16 protein-coding genes are annotated in these 17184 nt (G+C 61.2%); 7 read left to right on the top strand and 9 right to left on the bottom strand.

Translation table 11 applies throughout. The features are described from left to right. Positions 1 to 46: 46 nt before the first annotated feature. On the bottom strand, positions 47 to 2902 hold the full coding sequence (locus tag AC07S4_RS13680; protein ID WP_494987183.1) for a 2-oxoglutarate dehydrogenase E1 component: 2856 nt from the start codon (positions 2900 to 2902) through the stop codon (positions 47 to 49). A gap of 212 nt (positions 2903 to 3114) precedes the next feature. After that, positions 3115 to 4059 (bottom strand): LysR family transcriptional regulator, encoded by a 945-nt coding sequence (locus tag AC07S4_RS13675; RefSeq protein WP_494987737.1) that lies wholly within the window; start codon positions 4057 to 4059, stop codon positions 3115 to 3117. 103 nt (positions 4060 to 4162) lie between these two features. Here AC07S4_RS13675 and AC07S4_RS13670 point away from each other — a divergent pair, with 103 nt between their 5' ends. The 6 genes from AC07S4_RS13670 to AC07S4_RS13645 all read left to right on the top strand — a co-directional run bounded on the left by AC07S4_RS13670 (position 4163) and on the right by AC07S4_RS13645 (position 9705). Then, positions 4163 to 5026: an MBL fold metallo-hydrolase gene (locus AC07S4_RS13670; protein ID WP_494987182.1), complete on the top strand. Its 864-nt coding sequence runs from the start codon at positions 4163 to 4165 to the stop codon at positions 5024 to 5026. A gap of 79 nt (positions 5027 to 5105) precedes the next feature. Continuing rightward, positions 5106 to 5681, top strand: a complete 576-nt coding sequence (locus AC07S4_RS13665; protein WP_494987181.1) for a PAAR domain-containing protein — start codon at positions 5106 to 5108, stop codon at positions 5679 to 5681. Then, entirely contained in the window at positions 5678 to 7009 is a 1332-nt protein-coding gene (locus AC07S4_RS13660) for a hypothetical protein (protein ID WP_494987180.1), read from the top strand. Before AC07S4_RS13665 ends, AC07S4_RS13660 begins: the two co-directional genes overlap by 4 nt. Next, complete coding sequence (locus AC07S4_RS13655) at positions 7006 to 7920, top strand: hypothetical protein (RefSeq protein ID WP_494987179.1); 915 nt, start codon at positions 7006 to 7008, stop codon at positions 7918 to 7920. The genes AC07S4_RS13660 and AC07S4_RS13655 overlap by 4 nt, the downstream gene beginning before the upstream one ends. Positions 7921 to 7974: 54 nt before the next feature. Next, the gene (locus AC07S4_RS13650) at positions 7975 to 9306 is read left to right on the top strand and encodes a leucine-rich repeat-containing protein kinase family protein (protein ID WP_494987178.1); all 1332 of its coding nucleotides are present in this window, start codon (positions 7975 to 7977) and stop codon (positions 9304 to 9306) included. Between the two features lie 18 nt (positions 9307 to 9324). Continuing rightward, entirely contained in the window at positions 9325 to 9705 is a 381-nt protein-coding gene (locus AC07S4_RS13645; protein WP_494987177.1) for a BlaI/MecI/CopY family transcriptional regulator, read from the top strand. Between the two features lie 86 nt (positions 9706 to 9791). On the opposite strand, the gene gltA is transcribed toward AC07S4_RS13645, so the two are convergent. The 7 genes from gltA to AC07S4_RS13610 form a co-directional block, all read right to left on the bottom strand. Beyond that, the gene (gene gltA / locus AC07S4_RS13640; protein WP_161071881.1) at positions 9792 to 11093 is read right to left on the bottom strand and encodes a citrate synthase; all 1302 of its coding nucleotides are present in this window, start codon (positions 11091 to 11093) and stop codon (positions 9792 to 9794) included. A gap of 92 nt (positions 11094 to 11185) precedes the next feature. Beyond that, positions 11186 to 11467, bottom strand: coding sequence for an FAD assembly factor SdhE (locus tag AC07S4_RS13635; protein ID WP_161071880.1), 282 nt, complete (start codon positions 11465 to 11467; stop codon positions 11186 to 11188). 1 nt (position 11468) lies between these two features. Then, positions 11469 to 12179, bottom strand: a complete 711-nt coding sequence (locus tag AC07S4_RS13630) for a succinate dehydrogenase iron-sulfur subunit (protein WP_494987176.1) — start codon at positions 12177 to 12179, stop codon at positions 11469 to 11471. Between the two features lie 18 nt (positions 12180 to 12197). Continuing rightward, positions 12198 to 13976 carry a succinate dehydrogenase flavoprotein subunit gene (sdhA, locus tag AC07S4_RS13625; protein WP_494987175.1) on the bottom strand — a complete coding sequence of 593 codons (1779 nt, stop codon included), beginning with the start codon at positions 13974 to 13976 and terminating at the stop codon, positions 12198 to 12200. A gap of 2 nt (positions 13977 to 13978) precedes the next feature. Beyond that, complete coding sequence (sdhD, locus tag AC07S4_RS13620) at positions 13979 to 14344, bottom strand: succinate dehydrogenase, hydrophobic membrane anchor protein (RefSeq protein ID WP_161071877.1); 366 nt, start codon at positions 14342 to 14344, stop codon at positions 13979 to 13981. A gap of 1 nt (position 14345) precedes the next feature. Beyond that, a complete protein-coding gene (sdhC, locus tag AC07S4_RS13615) occupies positions 14346 to 14768 on the bottom strand; it encodes a succinate dehydrogenase, cytochrome b556 subunit (RefSeq protein ID WP_494987174.1) in 423 nt (140 codons plus the stop codon). A gap of 203 nt (positions 14769 to 14971) precedes the next feature. Next, positions 14972 to 15817 (bottom strand): GntR family transcriptional regulator, encoded by an 846-nt coding sequence (locus AC07S4_RS13610; RefSeq protein ID WP_494987173.1) that lies wholly within the window; start codon positions 15815 to 15817, stop codon positions 14972 to 14974. A 289-nt stretch (positions 15818 to 16106) separates the two neighbouring features. Between AC07S4_RS13610 and AC07S4_RS13605 the strand changes: the two genes are divergently transcribed. Beyond that, the gene (locus AC07S4_RS13605) at positions 16107 to 17096 is read left to right on the top strand and encodes a malate dehydrogenase (RefSeq protein WP_161071875.1); all 990 of its coding nucleotides are present in this window, start codon (positions 16107 to 16109) and stop codon (positions 17094 to 17096) included. Positions 17097 to 17184: the final 88 nt, after the last annotated feature.

Raw genomic sequence — 17184 nt, 5'->3', positions numbered from 1 at the left:
TTGATGCTCCCGCCAGGGCCATCGCCTGCGGCGGGGGCGGACCTAATTACTTAGTCAGGATGAAGCCCTTCAGCTTCGAGAACGCGGTTTCCAGCAGGTCTTTTTGCTGCGCGTAGTGCTTGTCGTAGTAACCGACGGCTGGCGATGCCGAGGCCGGACGGCCTGCGTATGCCAGGCGCTGGCCTGCGTCCATGCTTTCGAAGATGTTGTGCTGGATCTGGAACCAAGGGCCTTGATTCTGCGGCTCGTCCTGGGCCCACACCACTTCCGCCAGGTTCGGGAACTTCTTCAGTTCAGCAGCGAACGATTTGTGCGGGAACGGATACAGCTGTTCCACGCGCACGATGGCGGTGTCGGTCTGGCCGCGCGTTTTGCGCGCGTTGACCAGATCGTAGTAAACCTTGCCCGAGCAGGCCACAACGCGCTTGACCTTCTTGGCGTCGATTTTCTCGTCCACTTCGCCGATCACGGTCTGGAAGGCGCCCTTGGCCAGGTCGCTCAGCGGCGAACCCGCGTCCTTGTTGCGCAGCAGCGATTTCGGGGTCAGGATCACCAGCGGCTTGCGGAACTGGCGCACCATCTGGCGGCGCAGCAGGTGGAAGATCTGCGACGCGGTGGTCGGCTGCACCACTTGCATATTGTTGTCTGCGCACAGCTGCAGGAAACGCTCTGGACGCGCGGACGAGTGCTCAGGACCCTGGCCTTCGTAACCGTGCGGCAGCATCATGACCAGGCCGGAAGCGCGGCCCCACTTCACTTCGCCGGAGCTGATGAACTGGTCGATCACCACTTGGGCGCCGTTGACGAAGTCGCCGAACTGGGCTTCCCAGATGGTCAGGGTGTTCGGTTCAGCGGTCGAGTAGCCGTATTCGAAGCCCAGAACGGCTTCTTCGGACAGCACGGAGTCGATCACGGTGAACGGTGCTTGCGAATCGGAGATGTTCTGCAGCGGCACGTAGGTGCCTGCGTCCCAGCGCTCGCGGTTCTGGTCGTGCAGCACGGCGTGGCGGTGCACGAAGGTGCCGCGGCCGGCGTCCTGGCCGGTCAGGCGCACGGCGTAGCCGGACGATACCAGCGAGGCGTAGGCCAGGTGTTCGCCCATGCCCCAGTCCAGGTTCACTTCACCACGGCCCATGGCGGCGCGGTCGCCCAGTACTTTCTCGACCAGCGAGTGCACTTTGAAGCCTTCCGGCACGGTGGTGATGCGGGTGGCCAGGCGTTTCAGTTCGGTCGACGGCACGGCGGTGTCGGCCGAGTCGGTCCACTTGCGGTTCAGGAACGGCAGCCAGTCGACGGCGTACTTGTTCTTGAAGTTGGAGATCACTGGATCGACGGTGTGCTTGCCGGCGTCCATGGCGTCGCGGTAGGCGGCAACCATTTTCTCGCCGCCGTCGGCAGGGATCACGCCTTGCGCGCTCAGCTTGTCGGCGTACAGGCGGCGGGTGCCTGGGTGGGTGGCGATCTTCTTGTACATCAGCGGCTGGGTCAGCGCTGGCGTGTCCTGTTCGTTGTGGCCCAGTTTGCGGTAGCAGATGATATCGACCACGATATCCTTCTGGAACTGCAGGCGGTAGTCCATGGCGATCTGCGAAGCCAGCACCACGGCTTCAGGATCGTCCGCGTTCACGTGCAGCACCGGCGCTTCGATCATCTTGACGACGTCCGAGCAGTAGATGGTGGAGCGCGCGTCGCGCGGGTCGGAGGTGGTGAAGCCGATCTGGTTGTTGATCACGATGTGCACCGTGCCGCCCGTGCCGTAGCCGCGGGTCTGCGCCAGGTTCAGCGTTTCCATCACAACGCCCTGGCCTGCGAAGGCGGCGTCGCCGTGCACCAGGATAGGCAGCACTTGCGCGCCCAGCGGATCGCCGCGGCGGTCCATGCGGGCCTTGACCGAACCTTCAACCACAGGGTTGACGATTTCCAGGTGCGACGGGTTGAACGCCAGCGACAGGTGGACCGGGCCGCCTGCGGTGGAGATGTCGGACGAGAAGCCCTGGTGGTATTTCACGTCGCCGGCCGGCAGGTCGTCGCCGTGCTTGCCTTCGAATTCTTCGAACAGGTCCTTGGGCGCTTTGCCCAGGGTGTTGACCAGCACGTTCAGGCGGCCGCGGTGGGCCATGCCGATAACGATCTCCTGCACGCCTTTTTCGCCGGCGCGCTGGATGATTTCGTCGATCGAGGCGATGAAGGTTTCGCCGCCTTCCAGCGAGAAGCGCTTCTGGCCGACGTACTTGGTGTGCAGATAGCGTTCCAGGCCTTCAGCTGCCGTCAGGCGCTCCAGGATGTGCTTCTTCTTGTCTGCGGTGAAATTCGGGGTGGAGCGAATCGATTCCAGGCGCTCTTGCAGCCAGCGCTTTTCGGCCGGGTCGGAGATGTACATGTACTCCGCGCCGATGGAGCGGGTGTAGGTGTCGCGCAGGAAGTTGGTCAGGTCGCGCAGGGTCGCGGTTTCAGGACCGAAGTAGGTGTTGCTGATGTTGAAAACGGTGTCCAGATCGGCATCGGTGAAACCGTAGAAGCTCGGTTCCAGTTCCGGGATCGATGGACGTTCCTGGCGCTGCAGCGGGTCCAGGTTGGCCCAGCGGGAACCCAGGTAGCGGTAAGCGGCGATCAGCTGGGTGGCGGCCACGCGCTTGCGGCCCATTTCGGCGTCGGCCGAAGCAACCACGGTGCGGATAGGACCGGCTTTCGCGCGTTCGGCGAAGGAGGCGATCACGGAGGCATGGGCCACGTCCGGCTTGTTGGAGCCGTCGACTGCTGGCACGTGCTGCATGGAATCGAAGTACGCGCGCCAGTTATCGGGCACGGAACCTGGGTTGTCGAGATACGCTTCGTACAGTTCTTCAACGTACGGTGCATTCCCACCAAACAGGTAGGAGTTGGACGACTGCTGCTGCATCATATTGCTCACCTTTCTTCGCGCTTCGCGAGGAATTAGCGGGTTAATCTAACCTTCCGCGACACGGCCTGACCGGTTAGCGGATTGCACATCAAGTTGTGGGGAAGGACTTGGGTAATTCTGTAGTTCCAAAAACGGTCGCCTAGGATAGCACGCGGTATTGAGATTGAACAACCATGCAAGCACGAAAAATTGCGGGATAGGCAGGGTGTTAATCATGTCGTTTCCGCAAGTGGTATGGTCGCGGCGAGCCAAACCGGGTTGCGCGCGAACCAGTCCAGCAGGTGGTCCAGCATGGCGCGCAGGGCCGGCGGCATGTGCTCGCGCGAGCTGTAGATGCCGTAAATTCCCATGCGCTGGGGGCGCCATCCGGGCAGCAATTCCACCAGCTGGCCGGCGCGCAGCAGCGGCGCGGCGGCGAAGCGCGGCTGCAGGGCCACGCCCGCGCCCTCCACCGTGGCCGCCAGCAGCGCCATCGATTCATTCGCGGACAGGTTGCCGCTGACCGGCACCTGCAGCGCGGGCTCGTTCGTGCCCTCGACGCCGCCGCCCGCCGGCTCGAAGCGCCACACGCTCTTGCCGAAATAGCTATAAGTCAGGCAGTTGTGCTGCGCCAGATCGCCCGGCTGCTGCGGCGCGGGGCGCCCGGCCAGGTAGGACGGCGCGGCCACCACCACCGAATCGCAGTCGCCCAGGCGGCGCGCAATCATGTTCGGCTCCAGGCCGTTGGTGATGCGGATGGCCAGGTCGATGCGCTGCTCGACCAGGTTGACGGCGCGGTTGTCCACCTGCAGGTCAATCGCCGTGCGCGGGTAGCGGCGCAGGAAATCGGCCACCGCGCCCGCCAGCGCCGTCTGCGCCAGCGAATGCGAGCTGGCGATGCGCAGCAGGCCGTGCGGCGCGTCCGGATCGCCGGCCGCGTTCATGTCCGCCGCAAGGGCCAGCATTTCGCGGCAGCGCGCCAGCGTCACTTCGCCCGCCGCCGTCAGGCTCACACGCCGGGTAGTCCGGTGCAGGAGGCGCGCGCCGCACCACTCCTCCATCTCGGCCAGATAGCGCGTCACCATGGCGCGCGACATGTCCAGCGCCTCCGCCGCAGCGATCATGCTGCCCCGTTCCGCAATTTCCTTGAATACCTGCGCCGCCGTCAGCCTGTCCATCATTCGTCCGATTTATGCAATTGATAGTTGCAATTTACACTGTTTTTCAGATGAATGGACCGGCTTACACTGGCGTCATCAACTTCTCATTAAGGACTGCATCATGATCAAGCACACCTTCGTAGCCGCCGCCCTCGCCGCCTCCACCGCCGCCGCATCGGCCGCCCCGCTGACGCTGGAAGTATTCAATCCGGGCGAAGCGGCCATTTTCCCTGTCGCTTCGGTGCTGGTGAAAGGCAAAAAGGACGCCGTCCTGATCGACGCCCAGTTCTCGCGCGGCGAAGCGAAAAAACTGGTGCAGCAGATCAAGGCCAGCGGCAAGCGCCTCACCACGGTCTATATCAGCCACGGCGACCCGGATTTCTACTTCGGCCTGGACGTAATCAAAGCCGCGTTCCCGGAAGCGCGCATCGTCGCCACCGCCTCCACAGTGGCGGCGATGGAGAAGAAGGCTGCGGCCAAAGTGGCCTACTGGGGACCGATCCTGAAGGACAACGCCCCGCAGGACATCGTCATGCCGCAAGTGCTGCAAGGCGACACCATCAAACTGGAAGGCCAAAGCCTGAAAATCGAAGGCCTGGACGGCGCCACGCCGGACCGCAGCTATGTCTGGATTCCATCGATCAAGGCGGTAGCCGGCGGCGTCGTGCTGTTCAAAGGCCTGCATGTGTGGACCGCCGACACGCAAACCGCCGAGTCGCGCCAGCAGTGGATAGCCACGCTGGACCGCATCGCCGCACTCAAGCCCGCCACCGTCGTCCCCGGCCACTTCGCCCCCGGCGCGGCGCTCACGCCGGACAGCATCGCCTACACCGCCGGCTACCTGCGCCGGTTCGAAACCGCCATCCCGCAGGCCGCCGACTCGGCCGCCCTGAGCGCAGCCATGAAAGCCGCCTACCCGGCAGCCGGCCTGGCCAGCGCGCTCGACATCAGCGCCAAGGTGGCCAAGGGCGAAATGAAATGGTAAGCATTTAGTTGCCATAGATCAAATTGCCGCGCCATGAAGTCCACTACTGTTCAAGCATCCCACTTGAACGGAGCAGACCATGGCGCGCGCAGTCATATGCAAAGGCGATCCCACCTCGCACGGCGGCAAAGTCCTCGAAGGCAATGAAAACGCCACCTGCCTGGGCAAGCCCATCGCACTGAAGGGGCACCAGACCTACTGCCCGCTGTGCAAAGGACAGTTTCCGATAGCCGAGGGGCTGGGCCACCACAGCTTCGGCGGCATCGGCACGGTGGTGGAAGGCATGAAAACCGCGTGCGGCGCCACGCTGATCGCCACCCAGCATGTGATGACGGTGGATGATGGCGGTGGGGGAACCGGCGGCGATGGCGGCGCAGCGGCAGGGGCATCCCCCAGCCAGGCCGCGCCCGGCGCGCAAGGCATGCCAGCCGCCCAGGCCGCCGGCCAGCCCGGCCGCGCCAACTACGCCGGCACCTTCCGCGCCATCGACCAGCACACCGGCGAACCGATCGCCGGCCTCCCCTACCGCATCGACCTCCCCGACGGTACCAGCCTGCGCGGCGTCACCGGCGAAGACGGCCGCACCGAGCCCGTCCAGCACCACGATCCAGCCACAGTGACCCTGCACTGGGAAACACTGGAGGACAAATCGTGAGCGCCAGCCAGGCAGCAGCCAGCTGCACGCTTACGCCGGGCGGCGCCATCACCGACGTCCCGGTTAGCCAGAAACTCTCCGTCACTTACACATTCGACACCAGCGCAAGCCACTCCGTCACGCTGCAAATTCCCTATGCCGTGGAGATAAACGGCGTCGTGCTGCCTGAGTTCGCAAAAAAGCCCGGCTGCCTCGGTAAAGACCGCAAAATTAAACTGAAGGTGGCACCTGGAACAAAAGTCGCCCTTTACCTGAACAGCGACGCCCATCCGGCCTACCGCACCCGACCTGTCTACGCCGTCCAAGCCCGTTCCCGCGACGTAGAGGTCTCGATTACGGAACGCTTGGGCCGTGGAAATACAGAAACAGCATCCTTCAGTGCAGCAACCTGTATCCAGTCCGCCGACGGCAAGCGTTTCGACAAATATGACGCAACATTAACGGGCGATATTTGGATGAAAGTGTCGCATACATATACTCCGGAAGAAGTTGCCAAACTGATACCAGCCGATACTGAGCCCGCTATTCGCACCGCAGTACTTCAGATCTATGCACCGCTCACAGCACCCGCATTAACAGTTAATTTCCCCGCAAGCCCAAGCTCTCCAAGTGGAACGCTCAGCATCAGCTTCCTTGAGCAGGAAAATGCCCATTCGAATATATCCTACTGCCCGCTGCTATCTCACGTCCTCACCAGAACCCATCCCAAATGCTATCTTGCACTCATATGCGAAGCGCGCTCCTGTGGAATTTCAAAATTAACGGTCAACTCAGCGTGGCGACCTCTACTTGGCAGCATAGTCCATCGCGCTGGGCTGGGCCTTGATGTTCAGTATATAGAGTCTCCTGCCGGCAAACTAAAAATTGATCGTATCGCCTTAACCAGCAAAAGCCAAAAAAGTGAACTAAACGTCACTCAGGCAGAAAAATCCCTGTTTAAAGAATATCGACGTCGGCAGTCTGAGGCAGAAGAGAAAGAACAGATTTCTATAAAATTGACGAAGGCTGCTTCAGAGGCCCGGGACAATGCAGCGCTTCAGAGGGAAGCGCAGAATGCTGACGAAGATATGAGAAATGCGAGGAAAGCGGAATCTGCTGCAAAAGCCGCGTGGAATGCGGAAAGAAATACAAATGAACCAAACAGCATAATGACGTTCCGAACACAGCTAAGCCGACGACAGGATATCAAGCAAGTGTTGGATCCTTGGTATATAGATCTCGATACCCACGACAACACTGCTGCCTCCCCGAATGAACAGCGTTCTGCCGTAGAAAGTATGCACAACAACCACCTGCATATTACGGTCATCGAGGACAAAATCCTATGATCAACAAGCCTATCATGCCAGAATTTAGCGCAAACATGCTGAACTTAAGCATGCTACCCAGTACACTTCTACTCTTTTCACTCGCAGCTCTACTGTTACAACCTCAAACATCACTCGCCGGTGAAAGGCGTTCCCGGGCTTACGACTGGATTGAACACCCGTGGCAGTTACGTTATTTCATCTATGTCGACAAAGCAGACTGGATGATCAGAGTTAATCAACTAGGTAAAGAAAGAAACCTCCCAACCCACAAATCGAAACAATCCGTATATCGCGATGCAGACGAATTCCTTCCACCAGCAAAAATCATGAAACTAGCCTCCAGCTCGATCGGCATTATTGTGATGAAATTCTCCACTTCGGGGCGCGTACTCGACGCCAACAATCCAGGCATTCATTTCGAATCGCGGCACACGGAACTCGGGAATCTGGTTTTACTCAAAAATGGACTAGGCGATGCGTCCAACAAGCCATATCATTTCGCATATTGGTGGGAACTTCCCGGAAAACATTTTATGTCCCCAGCGGTTTGTTCTGGCGCCGATTCCTATCGCTATAAAACAAACAACCCCAAGAACGGACACTACATCGGGGGCTTTGGCTGCCGTGAGTGGTCGGCCCAGCTACAGGATGATGATCATCCTTATATAGACGTCACCTCTTACTATGACGACTACAATATAATTTCTGACTTCGTAGGCTGGTCAGGATTTGAGAACAAACCCAAGCCAGTTATTGGGAAACACATGAAGACATGGGTTTGCCTGCACGAATGCCCCAATGGCGAGGAGCCGGGCATTATCAGCAACATCGGAGAGTGGACCAAGAAACACGGCTTCCCCATGCCGGTCCGCCCCAAGCGGCAGCCGGAATTTCCTGATTCGATGTTTAAGGATATCTACGAGGAATAGGCGCTTGCAGGCGGAAATGGTAGACTCTGCGTTTTACCCTAGCGCCCGCATTGAATGTCTACCCTTGAGCAGCTTCGCGCTGGTGAACTGGCTGGCGTAAAGCGCCTGCAGCTTGCCTGCGGCCTTACCGAATTCCCCCGCGAAATCTTCGACCTGGCCGATACGCTGGAAATCCTGGACTTGTCCGGCAATGCGCTGTCTTCGCTGCCGGACGATTTGCCGCGCCTGCACAAACTCCGCATTATTTTCTGTTCGGACAATCAGTTCACGGAACTGCCCGAAGTATTGGGCAGCTGCGCCGCACTGAGCATGGTGGGCTTCAAGGCCAACCGCATCCGTACCGTGTCGGGCAAATCGCTGCCGCCGCAACTGCGCTGGCTGGTTCTGACCGGCAATGAAGTGGCAGAACTGCCCGCCGAGCTGGGTCATCGACCGCTGCTGCAAAAACTCATGCTGGCCGGCAACCGCCTGCACGCCCTGCCCGCCGAACTGGCCAATTGCCACCGCCTGGAACTACTGCGCATCGCTGCCAACCAGCTGGCCGAGCTGCCGGCCTGGCTGCCCGCCCTGCCCCGCCTGACCTGGCTCGCCTACGCCGGCAACCCGTTCTGCGCCCACTTGGAACACGCCGAATCCGGCGCCAGCATCGCCTGGGGCAGTTTGCAACTGGGCGAAAAACTGGGCGAAGGCGCCTCCGGCGTGATCCACCGCGCGGACCACCGGAAAGACAGCGGAAACACCGCAAAAGTAGCGGTCAAGCTGTTCAAGGGCGCCATCACCAGCGACGGCTCGCCCCTGTGCGAAATGGCGGCCTGCCTCGGCGCGGGCACCCACCCCAACCTGATTCCCATCTTGGGCGAGGTGGCGGGCCACCCGGACGGCACGCACGGCCTGGTCATGTCGCTGATCGAGCCGGACTTCGGCAACCTGGCGGGCCCGCCCAGCCTGGACAGCTGCACCCGGGACATTTATCCGGACGGCAAGCGCTTCAGCCTGCCCGCCATGCTCTCCATCGCGGCCAGCATCGCCTCGGCGGCCAAGCAACTGCACCAGCGCGGCATCATGCACGGCGATTTGTACGGCCACAACATTCTGCACTGCGGCGAGGGCCGCACCCTGCTAGGCGACTTCGGCGCCGCCTCCTTCTACGCGCCGGAGGGGCCGCACGCCGCCAGCCTGCAGCGCCTGGAAGTGCGCGCCTTCGGCTGCCTGCTGGAGGAATTGCTGGAACGCTGCGATGCGCCGGACGCCGCCCGCCCCACCCTGGACCGCCTCGCCGCGCTGCAAACGGCCTGCCTGGCGCACAGCGCCGCCCGGCCGCTATTTAGCGATATCGACGCGCAACTGGCCACGCTGCGCAAGGCAGCACTAGACAATTCGTTCTAGATATTTTATTCTAGGTCCATGACGAACACCGCCCCACCCAAACCGACCGCCTCCGAGCTGGAGATGCTGCGCCTGCTGTTCGCGCTAGGCCCCGCCACGGCCAGGCAGGTACACGCCGCCGCCATCGAAACGCGGCCCGACATGAACTACGCAACGGTATTGCGCCTGCTGCAAGTAATGCACACCAAGGGACTGCTGACGCGCGACGAAAGCCAGCGCGCCCACGTCTACGCGCCTGTGCAGGAGCAGGAGTCGGTCCAAACGAATCTGTTGAAAGAGCTGATCCAGAAGGCCTTCTCCGGCTCCGGCAAAGCCCTGGTCCTCGCCGCCCTGCGCGGCGGCCACGTCAGCGCCAAGGAACGCGAGGAAATCCAGGCCCTGCTGGATCAAGAGAAGTAAGCGAACGTCCCAACTCCGCAAACAGCGGGGGCACAAAAAAAGCGAGCCTACGCTCGCTTTTTTGTTGTGCTGCTACAGACCGGCGATTAACGCTGGGCCAGCGGCGGCACGTCGCGGTTGGTGGCGCCGACGAACAGCTGGCGCGGACGGCCGATCTTCTGCTCTGGATCGGCAATCATTTCGTTCCACTGGGCAATCCAGCCGATGGTGCGGGCCATGGCGAAGATACCGGTGAACAGCGACACTGGAATGCCCAGCGCCGATTGCACGATGCCCGAGTAGAAGTCCACGTTCGGGTACAGCTTGCGCGAAACGAAGTATTCGTCGTTCAGTGCAATCTTTTCCAGTTCCATGGCCAGCTTGAACAGCGGGTCGTCCTGCAGGCCCAGTTCGTTCAGCACTTCGTGGCAGGTTTCGCGCATCAGCTTGGCGCGCGGGTCGAAGTTCTTGTACACGCGGTGACCGAAGCCCATCAGCTTGACGCCGGAGTTCTTGTCTTTCACTTGCGCGATGAAGGCTGGAATGTTCTCGACCGAGCCGATTTCCTTCAGCATGGTCAGCGCCGCTTCGTTCGCGCCGCCGTGGGCAGGGCCCCACAGGCAGGCGATACCGGCTGCGATACAGGCGAACGGATTCGCGCCCGACGAGCCGGCCAGACGCACGGTCGAGGTCGACGCGTTCTGCTCGTGGTCCGCGTGCAGGATCAGGATACGGTCCAGGGCGCGCACCAGCACGTCGTTGACTTTGTATTCTTCGCACGGATTGCCGAACATCATGCGCATGAAGTTGGCGCTGTACGACAGGTCGTTGCGCGGGTACACGAAGGGCTGGCCGATCGAGTACTTGTAGGCCATGGCGACCAGGGTCGGCATCTTGGCGATCAGGCGGATGGCCGATACTTCACGGTGCTTGGCATCGTTGATGTCCAGCGAGTCGTGGTAGAACGAGGCCAGCGCGCCGACGGTGCCAACCAGGACCGACATCGGGTGCGCGTCGCGGCGGAAGCCACGGAAGAAGAACTGCATCTGCTCGTGCACCATGGTGTGCTTGGTCACGGTGTCGACGAACTTGGCTTTCTGCTCGGCGTTCGGCAGTTCGCCGTTCAGCAGCAGGTAGCACGATTCCATGAAGTCAGCGTTCACGGCCAGTTGTTCGATCGGGTAGCCGCGGTACTGCAGCTCGCCCTTGTCGCCGTCGATGTAGGTGATCGACGAGTTGCACGCTGCGGTGGACATGAAGCCCGGATCGTAGGTGAACTTGCCGGTGCCGGCGTACAGTTTGCGGATGTCGATGACGTCCGGGCCGACCGTGCCCTTGTAGATAGGGAACTCGACCGATGGGCTGCCGTCAGAGAACGACAGTGTAGCTTTGTTGTCAGAGATGTTCATGGACTCTTCCTTCTTGGAGAGATGCGGCTTATAAAAAAAACTTCTAAACTTCCGGCGGCGCGGGCGGCCCGCCATGGGGCCGCCCTGCGCGATCAGGCGAGACGCAGACGTTGCAGCAGTGCGTGCACATGCGGCAGATCGATCTCGCCTTCCGGCTCTGCGCGAGCCAGCACCAGATCCATCAGCGCATTGTCCGACAAGTCGAGGAGCCGCGTGAACGCGTCCACTTCTTCGTCGGTCAATTCGGTTTCATGCGCATCGAGAAAGCGAGTCAGGATGATATCGTTTTCCAGCAAACCCCGGCGGGCGCGCCAGCGCAGGCGCGCGCGGTTGGCCGGGTCTGCCTGATGCGCAGATTTTTCCAGTTCGCTCATATCAGATCGAGCGGCGTACCATCAGCTCTTTGATCTTGCCGATGGCCTTGTTCGGGTTCAGACCCTTGGGGCAGACATCGACGCAGTTCATGATCGAGTGGCAGCGGAACAGGCGGTACGGGTCTTCCAGGTTGTCCAGGCGTGCGCCGGTGGCTTCGTCGCGCGAGTCGGCGATGAAGCGGTAGGCTTGCAGCAGGCCGGCAGGACCGACGAACTTGTCCGGATTCCACCAGAACGACGGGCACGAGGTCGAGCAGCACGCGCACAGGATGCACTCGTACAGGCCGTCCAGTTCTTCGCGCTCGGCAGGGGTCTGCAGGCGTTCTTTTTCAGGCGGGATCGAATCGTTGATCAGGAAAGGCTTGATCGAATCGTACTGCTTGAAGAACTGGGTCATGTCGACGATCAGGTCGCGGATCACCGGCAGGCCTGGCAGAGGACGCAGCACGATAGGCTCGGTCAGCTCGTTCAGGTTGGTGGTGCAGGCCAGGCCGTTCTTGCCGTTGATGTTCATCGCGTCCGAACCGCACACGCCTTCGCGGCAGGAGCGGCGCAGGGCCAGCGAGTCGTCGACGTCGGACTTGATGCGCTGCAGCGCGTCCAGCAGCATCTTGTCGGTGTCTTTCAGTTCCACCGTCAGGTCTTGCATGTAGGGCTTGGCGTCCTGGTCCGGATCGTAGCGGTAAATCTTGAATTTGAGAGTGCGTGCCATGATGTTCTGGGCCCTTGCTTAGAAAGTACGTGGTTTCGGCTTGAAGGTATCGACCGTCAGCGGCTTGGTGACGACAGCCTTGTATTCCAGGCGGTTGCCTTCGGAGTACCACAGGGTGTGCTTCATCCAGTTGTCGTCGTCGCGGTTCGGGAAATCGCTGTGCGCGTGGGCGCCGCGCGATTCCTTGCGCGCTACTGCCGAGGTGATGGTCGCTTTCGCCGTTTCGATCAGGTTGTCCAGCTCCAGCGCTTCCACGCGGGCGGTGTTGAACACCTTGGACTTGTCCTTGAACGACACGTGCTTGCGGCGTTCGTCGAGCACCATGATTTCCTTGGCGCCTTGCGTCAGCAGCTCGTCGGTACGGAACACGCCGCAGTATTTCTGCATCGTGGCGCGGATGTCGTTGGCGACACCCTGCACTTTTTCCGAGCCGGTCGAGGTTTCCAGCTTGTTCAGGCGGTTCATCGCGAAGTCGGCGGCGTCCTTCGGCAGAGGCTTGTTCTCTTTCTGCTTCAGGTTCGACGCGACCACGTGGTTGCCGGCTGCGCGGCCGAAGACCACCAGGTCCAGCAGCGAGTTGGTGCCCAGGCGGTTGGCGCCGTGCACCGATACGCAGGCGCATTCGCCGATCGCGTACAGGCCGTTGACCACTTTCTGGGTGCCGTCGCCGTTAGGCGTGACAACTTGACCGTGGATATTGGTCGGGATGCCGCCCATCTGGTAGTGGATGGTCGGTACGACTGGAATTGGTTCCTTGGTCGCGTCCACGTTGGCGAACTTGTGGCCGATTTCCAGGATCGACGGCAGACGCTTGGCGATGGTGTCGGCGCCGATATGGCGCAGGTCCAGCATCACGTGGTCTTTGTTCGGACCGCAGCCGCGGCCTTCCTTGATCTCCTGGTCCATCGAGCGGGACACGAAGTCGCGCGGCGCCAGATCCTTCAGGGTAGGCGCATAGCGCTCCATGAAGCGTTCGCCTTCCGAGTTGATCAGGATGCCGCCTTCGCCGCGCACGCCTTCGGTGATCAGCACGCCCGCGCCGGCCACGCCGGTCGGGTGGAACTGCCAGAACTCCATGTCCTGCAGCGGCAGGCCGGCGCGTGCCGCCATGCCCATGCCGTCGCCGGTGTTAATGAAGGCATTGGTCGATGCGGCGAAGATACGGCCTGCGCCGCCGGTGGCGAAGATGGTGGTCTTCGCTTCCAGGATCATGCATTCGCCGGTTTCCATTTCCAGTGCCACCACGCCGACCACGTCGCCTTCGGCGTCGCGGATCACGTCCAGCGCCATCCACTCAACGAAGAAGTGGGTGCGGGCGCGCACGTTGCGCTGGTACAGGGTGTGCAGCAGCGCGTGGCCGGTGCGGTCGGCCGCGGCGCAGGCGCGCTGCACGGCTTTTTCACCGAAGTTGGCGGTGTGGCCGCCGAACGGACGCTGGTAGATGGTGCCGTCCGGATTGCGGTCGAACGGCATGCCGAAGTGTTCCAGCTCGTACACGACCTTCGGTGCTTCGCGGCACATGAATTCAATCGCGTCCTGGTCGCCCAGGTAGTCGCCGCCCTTGACGGTGTCGAACATATGCCAGAACCAGTTGTCCTCGGCCATATTGCCCAGCGAAGCGCCGATGCCGCCCTGCGCCGCCACGGTGTGCGAGCGGGTTGGGAACACTTTCGACAGCACGGCCACGTTCAGGCCGGCTTCCGCCAGTTGCAGGGAGGCGCGCATGCCGGAACCGCCGGCGCCAACGATCACCGCGTCAAAGCGGCGGGTAGGGATTGCAGTTTTAATAGCTGCCACGATTACACACTCCAGAGTATTTGTACCGACCACACGGCGCAGCCAATCAGCCAGCCGATGGTGATGATTTGCAGCGCCAGGCGGATGCCTACGGGTTTGACGTAGTCCATCCAGATGTCGCGCATGCCTACCCAGGCGTGGTAGAACAGGCCGAACAGGGTCACGGCGCTGAACAGCTTGAACCACTGCTGGGCGAACAGGCCAGCCCAGCCTTCGTAGCTGAAGTTGCTGCCGGTGAGGAAGGAAATCAGCAGGACGGCGGTGTACACCACCATCAGTACCGCGGTCACGCGCTGGGCCAGCCAGTCGCGCACGCCGTAGCCTGCGCCGACGACCAGGCGCTTAGGTCCGATATTGTTTTTTGCCATGTCAGAATACTCCAAACAGTTTCAGTGCGACCAGGGCGGTCAGCGCCAGGCTGATCACCAGCACGGTGGCTGCCGACTTGCGCGCCGAGTCTTTATCCAGGCCCACGTGGGTGTCCATGATCAGGTGGCGCACGCCGGCGCAGAAATGCTGCATATAGCCCCAGACCAGCGCCAGGATCACCAGCTTCATGAACCAATGCGAGGCGATGCCCTTGAAATGCTCGAAAGAGATCTCAGATAACAGGCTCTTCTCAAGGAGATACAGCACCACGGGCAACAGCGCGAACATCAGGAAACCGGAAATGCGGTGCAGGATGGACACTACCCCGGCCAGCGGCAGGCGGTAGTTGGACAATTGCGTGACGTGGATGTTGGTGAATTGCGGCCGTTCTTTTTTTGGTGCTTCTCTTACGGCTTCTGACATGACAAGACCTCCCTATACGTAATGCTAAATTTATGAGACTGCGATTTTCGCCGATTTTTGCAGTTCAGACCAATATGTATTGTTACATATAACCAAAATTATGTTTTGTCGTAGCCGACTTTTGCAAATTGTGCAAGGTGGCGTGTTATTAGCGCAACATAGCCCGGTCGGCAGCCGGACAGCGCGTCTCCCTTATGCGTTTTTCAGTTCAGGTCATTCTGATAATGATGCCGTTCGGTCGAATAGAGGCCACGGCGCAGCTCCACCGGTTTGTCGCCGTAGGTGAAGGACACGCGTTCGGCCATCAGCAGGGGCGTACCCTGCGCGACCTGCAGCAGCGATGCGGCGCCCTCGTCGGCGCACACCGCACGGATTTTCTCGGCGGCGCGTATCATGCGCGTGCCAAACTCGGATTCGAACAGGCCGTACATCGGCCCCTTGTACTCGACCAGCCGTTCGGCGGTCAGTCCCTTGAAGATCAGGCCGGGCAGCCACAGCTCCTCGACGATGGTGGGCATGCCGTCGAAGGACTGCACGCGCTTGATGAACACCACGGCGTCGCCGGACTTGAGCTCCAGCAGGCGCGCCACGTCGGCGGGCGCGCGGGTGCGCTTGACTTCAATGAACTTCGATTCTGGGTAGTGCGGCACGCCTTCGTCCGGCATCAGGCGCAGGAAGCGGAAATGGGCGCGCGCCTCGTGGTGGGTGGACACGAACGTGCCCTTGCCCTGCTTGCGCATCACCAGGTTTTCCGCCGCCAGTTCGTCGATGGCCTTGCGCACCGTGCCCTGGCTGACCTTGAAGCGCGCCGCCAGCTCCACTTCGCTCGGTATCAGCTCGCCCGGCTTCCATTCGCCCGACTGCAAGCTCTGCGTGATCAGGGCCTTGATCTGCTGGTACAGCGGGGAAAACGTGGGGGAGGACGCGGATGGGGAGGACGCCGGGCCTGCGGCGGCGGGCGCCAGCGGGCCGGCGGACGGCGCCGTCGGGCTGACCGTGCCGCTCGCGGCGGCGCCTTGGTTGGTCAGATTGGACGAGGCGGAATTCATAGACCCGGATTTCACCACAAAAGCCCGGTCGAGTCCAGCAAAACACGACAACTTATCTGTCTTATATAAGACATAAGATATGATTGACAGAAGCAGAAGACCGGCCTACACTCGGCGGCTATGCCCTCTTTGTCCGCCCGCGCGCAGCGCGCATCGGAACAAGAAGAGCATAGTCGTTGCACCGGTCAAAGGCAAACATTAAACCTTGCCGGTTTTGGTATCATTATAGTTTTCCGCAAGCGTAGGCCCAGCTTCAAGATCGTTTTCTATTCCACTTTGGAGATTCATCATGGCTAAAACCCCAATGCGTGTTGCCGTTACCGGCGCCGCCGGCCAGATCGGCTATTCCCTGCTGTTCCGCATCGCCAACGGCGACATGCTGGGCAAAGACCAGCCGGTCATCCTGCAACTGCTTGAAATCGCTGACGAAAAAGCGCAAAAGGCGCTCAAAGGCGTCATGATGGAAATCGACGACTGCGCGTTCCCGCTGCTGGCCGGCATGACCGCCCACTCCGACCCGATGACCGCCTTCAAGGACGCCGACGTGGCCCTGCTGGTCGGCGCCCGTCCGCGCGGCCCAGGCATGGAGCGCAAGGACCTGCTGGAAGCCAACGCCCAGATCTTCACCGTGCAGGGCAAGGCGCTGGACGCCGTCGCTTCGCGCAACGTGAAAGTGCTGGTGGTCGGCAACCCAGCCAACACCAACGCCTACATCGCCATGAAATCGGCCCCTTCGCTGCCGGCCAAGAACTTCACCGCCATGCTGCGCCTGGACCACAACCGCGCGCTGTCGCAAGTGGCTGCCAAGACCGGCACCCAGGTGAAAGACATCGAGAAGCTGTGCGTATGGGGCAACCACTCGCCGACCATGTACGCCGACTACCGTTTCGCCACCGTGGACGGCAAATCGGTCAAGGACCTGATCAACGACCAGGAATGGAACGCCAACACCTTCCTGCCTACCGTGGGCAAGCGCGGCGCAGCCATCATCGAAGCGCGCGGCCTGTCCTCGGCTGCTTCGGCCGCCAACGCCGCCATCGACCACGTGCGCGACTGGGTACTGGGCACCAACGGCAAGTGGACCACCATGGGCATCCCATCGGACGGCTCCTACGGCATCCCTGAAGGCACCATGTTCGGCTTCCCTGTGACCACCGCGAACGGCGAATACACCATCGTTCAGGGCCTGGAAATCGACGCCTTCTCGCAAGAGCGCATCAACATCACGCTGAAGGAACTGACCGAAGAGCGTGAAGGCGTGAAGCACCTGCTGCCATAATCTGCCTGCCTGGCGACTGTGGAACCGGTTAAGCCGACCATACGCCGCACCCGCCGCACTGCCGAGAGCAGTGCGGCGCTTCCGTCTG

This window comes from Pseudoduganella sp. GW821-FHT05F09, assembly GCF_059419605.1.
Note: the sequence above shows the minus strand (reverse complement) of the source record. Positions and strands in the feature narration are given on the sequence as shown.

Coding starts and splice junctions, on each gene's coding strand:
- AC07S4_RS13680 (WP_494987183.1), bottom strand. CDS start 2,902: ATGATGCAGCAGCAGTCGTCCAACTCCTACCTGTTTGGTGGGAATGCA.
- AC07S4_RS13675 (WP_494987737.1), bottom strand. CDS start 4,059: ATGGACAGGCTGACGGCGGCGCAGGTATTCAAGGAAATTGCGGAACGG.
- AC07S4_RS13670 (WP_494987182.1), top strand. CDS start 4,163: ATGATCAAGCACACCTTCGTAGCCGCCGCCCTCGCCGCCTCCACCGCC.
- AC07S4_RS13665 (WP_494987181.1), top strand. CDS start 5,106: ATGGCGCGCGCAGTCATATGCAAAGGCGATCCCACCTCGCACGGCGGC.
- AC07S4_RS13655 (WP_494987179.1), top strand. CDS start 7,006: ATGATCAACAAGCCTATCATGCCAGAATTTAGCGCAAACATGCTGAAC.
- AC07S4_RS13650 (WP_494987178.1), top strand. CDS start 7,975: ATGTCTACCCTTGAGCAGCTTCGCGCTGGTGAACTGGCTGGCGTAAAG.
- AC07S4_RS13645 (WP_494987177.1), top strand. CDS start 9,325: ATGACGAACACCGCCCCACCCAAACCGACCGCCTCCGAGCTGGAGATG.
- gltA (WP_161071881.1), bottom strand. CDS start 11,093: ATGAACATCTCTGACAACAAAGCTACACTGTCGTTCTCTGACGGCAGC.
- AC07S4_RS13635 (WP_161071880.1), bottom strand. CDS start 11,467: ATGAGCGAACTGGAAAAATCTGCGCATCAGGCAGACCCGGCCAACCGC.
- AC07S4_RS13630 (WP_494987176.1), bottom strand. CDS start 12,179: ATGGCACGCACTCTCAAATTCAAGATTTACCGCTACGATCCGGACCAG.
- sdhD (WP_161071877.1), bottom strand. CDS start 14,344: ATGGCAAAAAACAATATCGGACCTAAGCGCCTGGTCGTCGGCGCAGGC.
- sdhC (WP_494987174.1), bottom strand. CDS start 14,768: ATGTCAGAAGCCGTAAGAGAAGCACCAAAAAAAGAACGGCCGCAATTC.
- AC07S4_RS13610 (WP_494987173.1), bottom strand. CDS start 15,817: ATGAATTCCGCCTCGTCCAATCTGACCAACCAAGGCGCCGCCGCGAGC.
- AC07S4_RS13605 (WP_161071875.1), top strand. CDS start 16,107: ATGGCTAAAACCCCAATGCGTGTTGCCGTTACCGGCGCCGCCGGCCAG.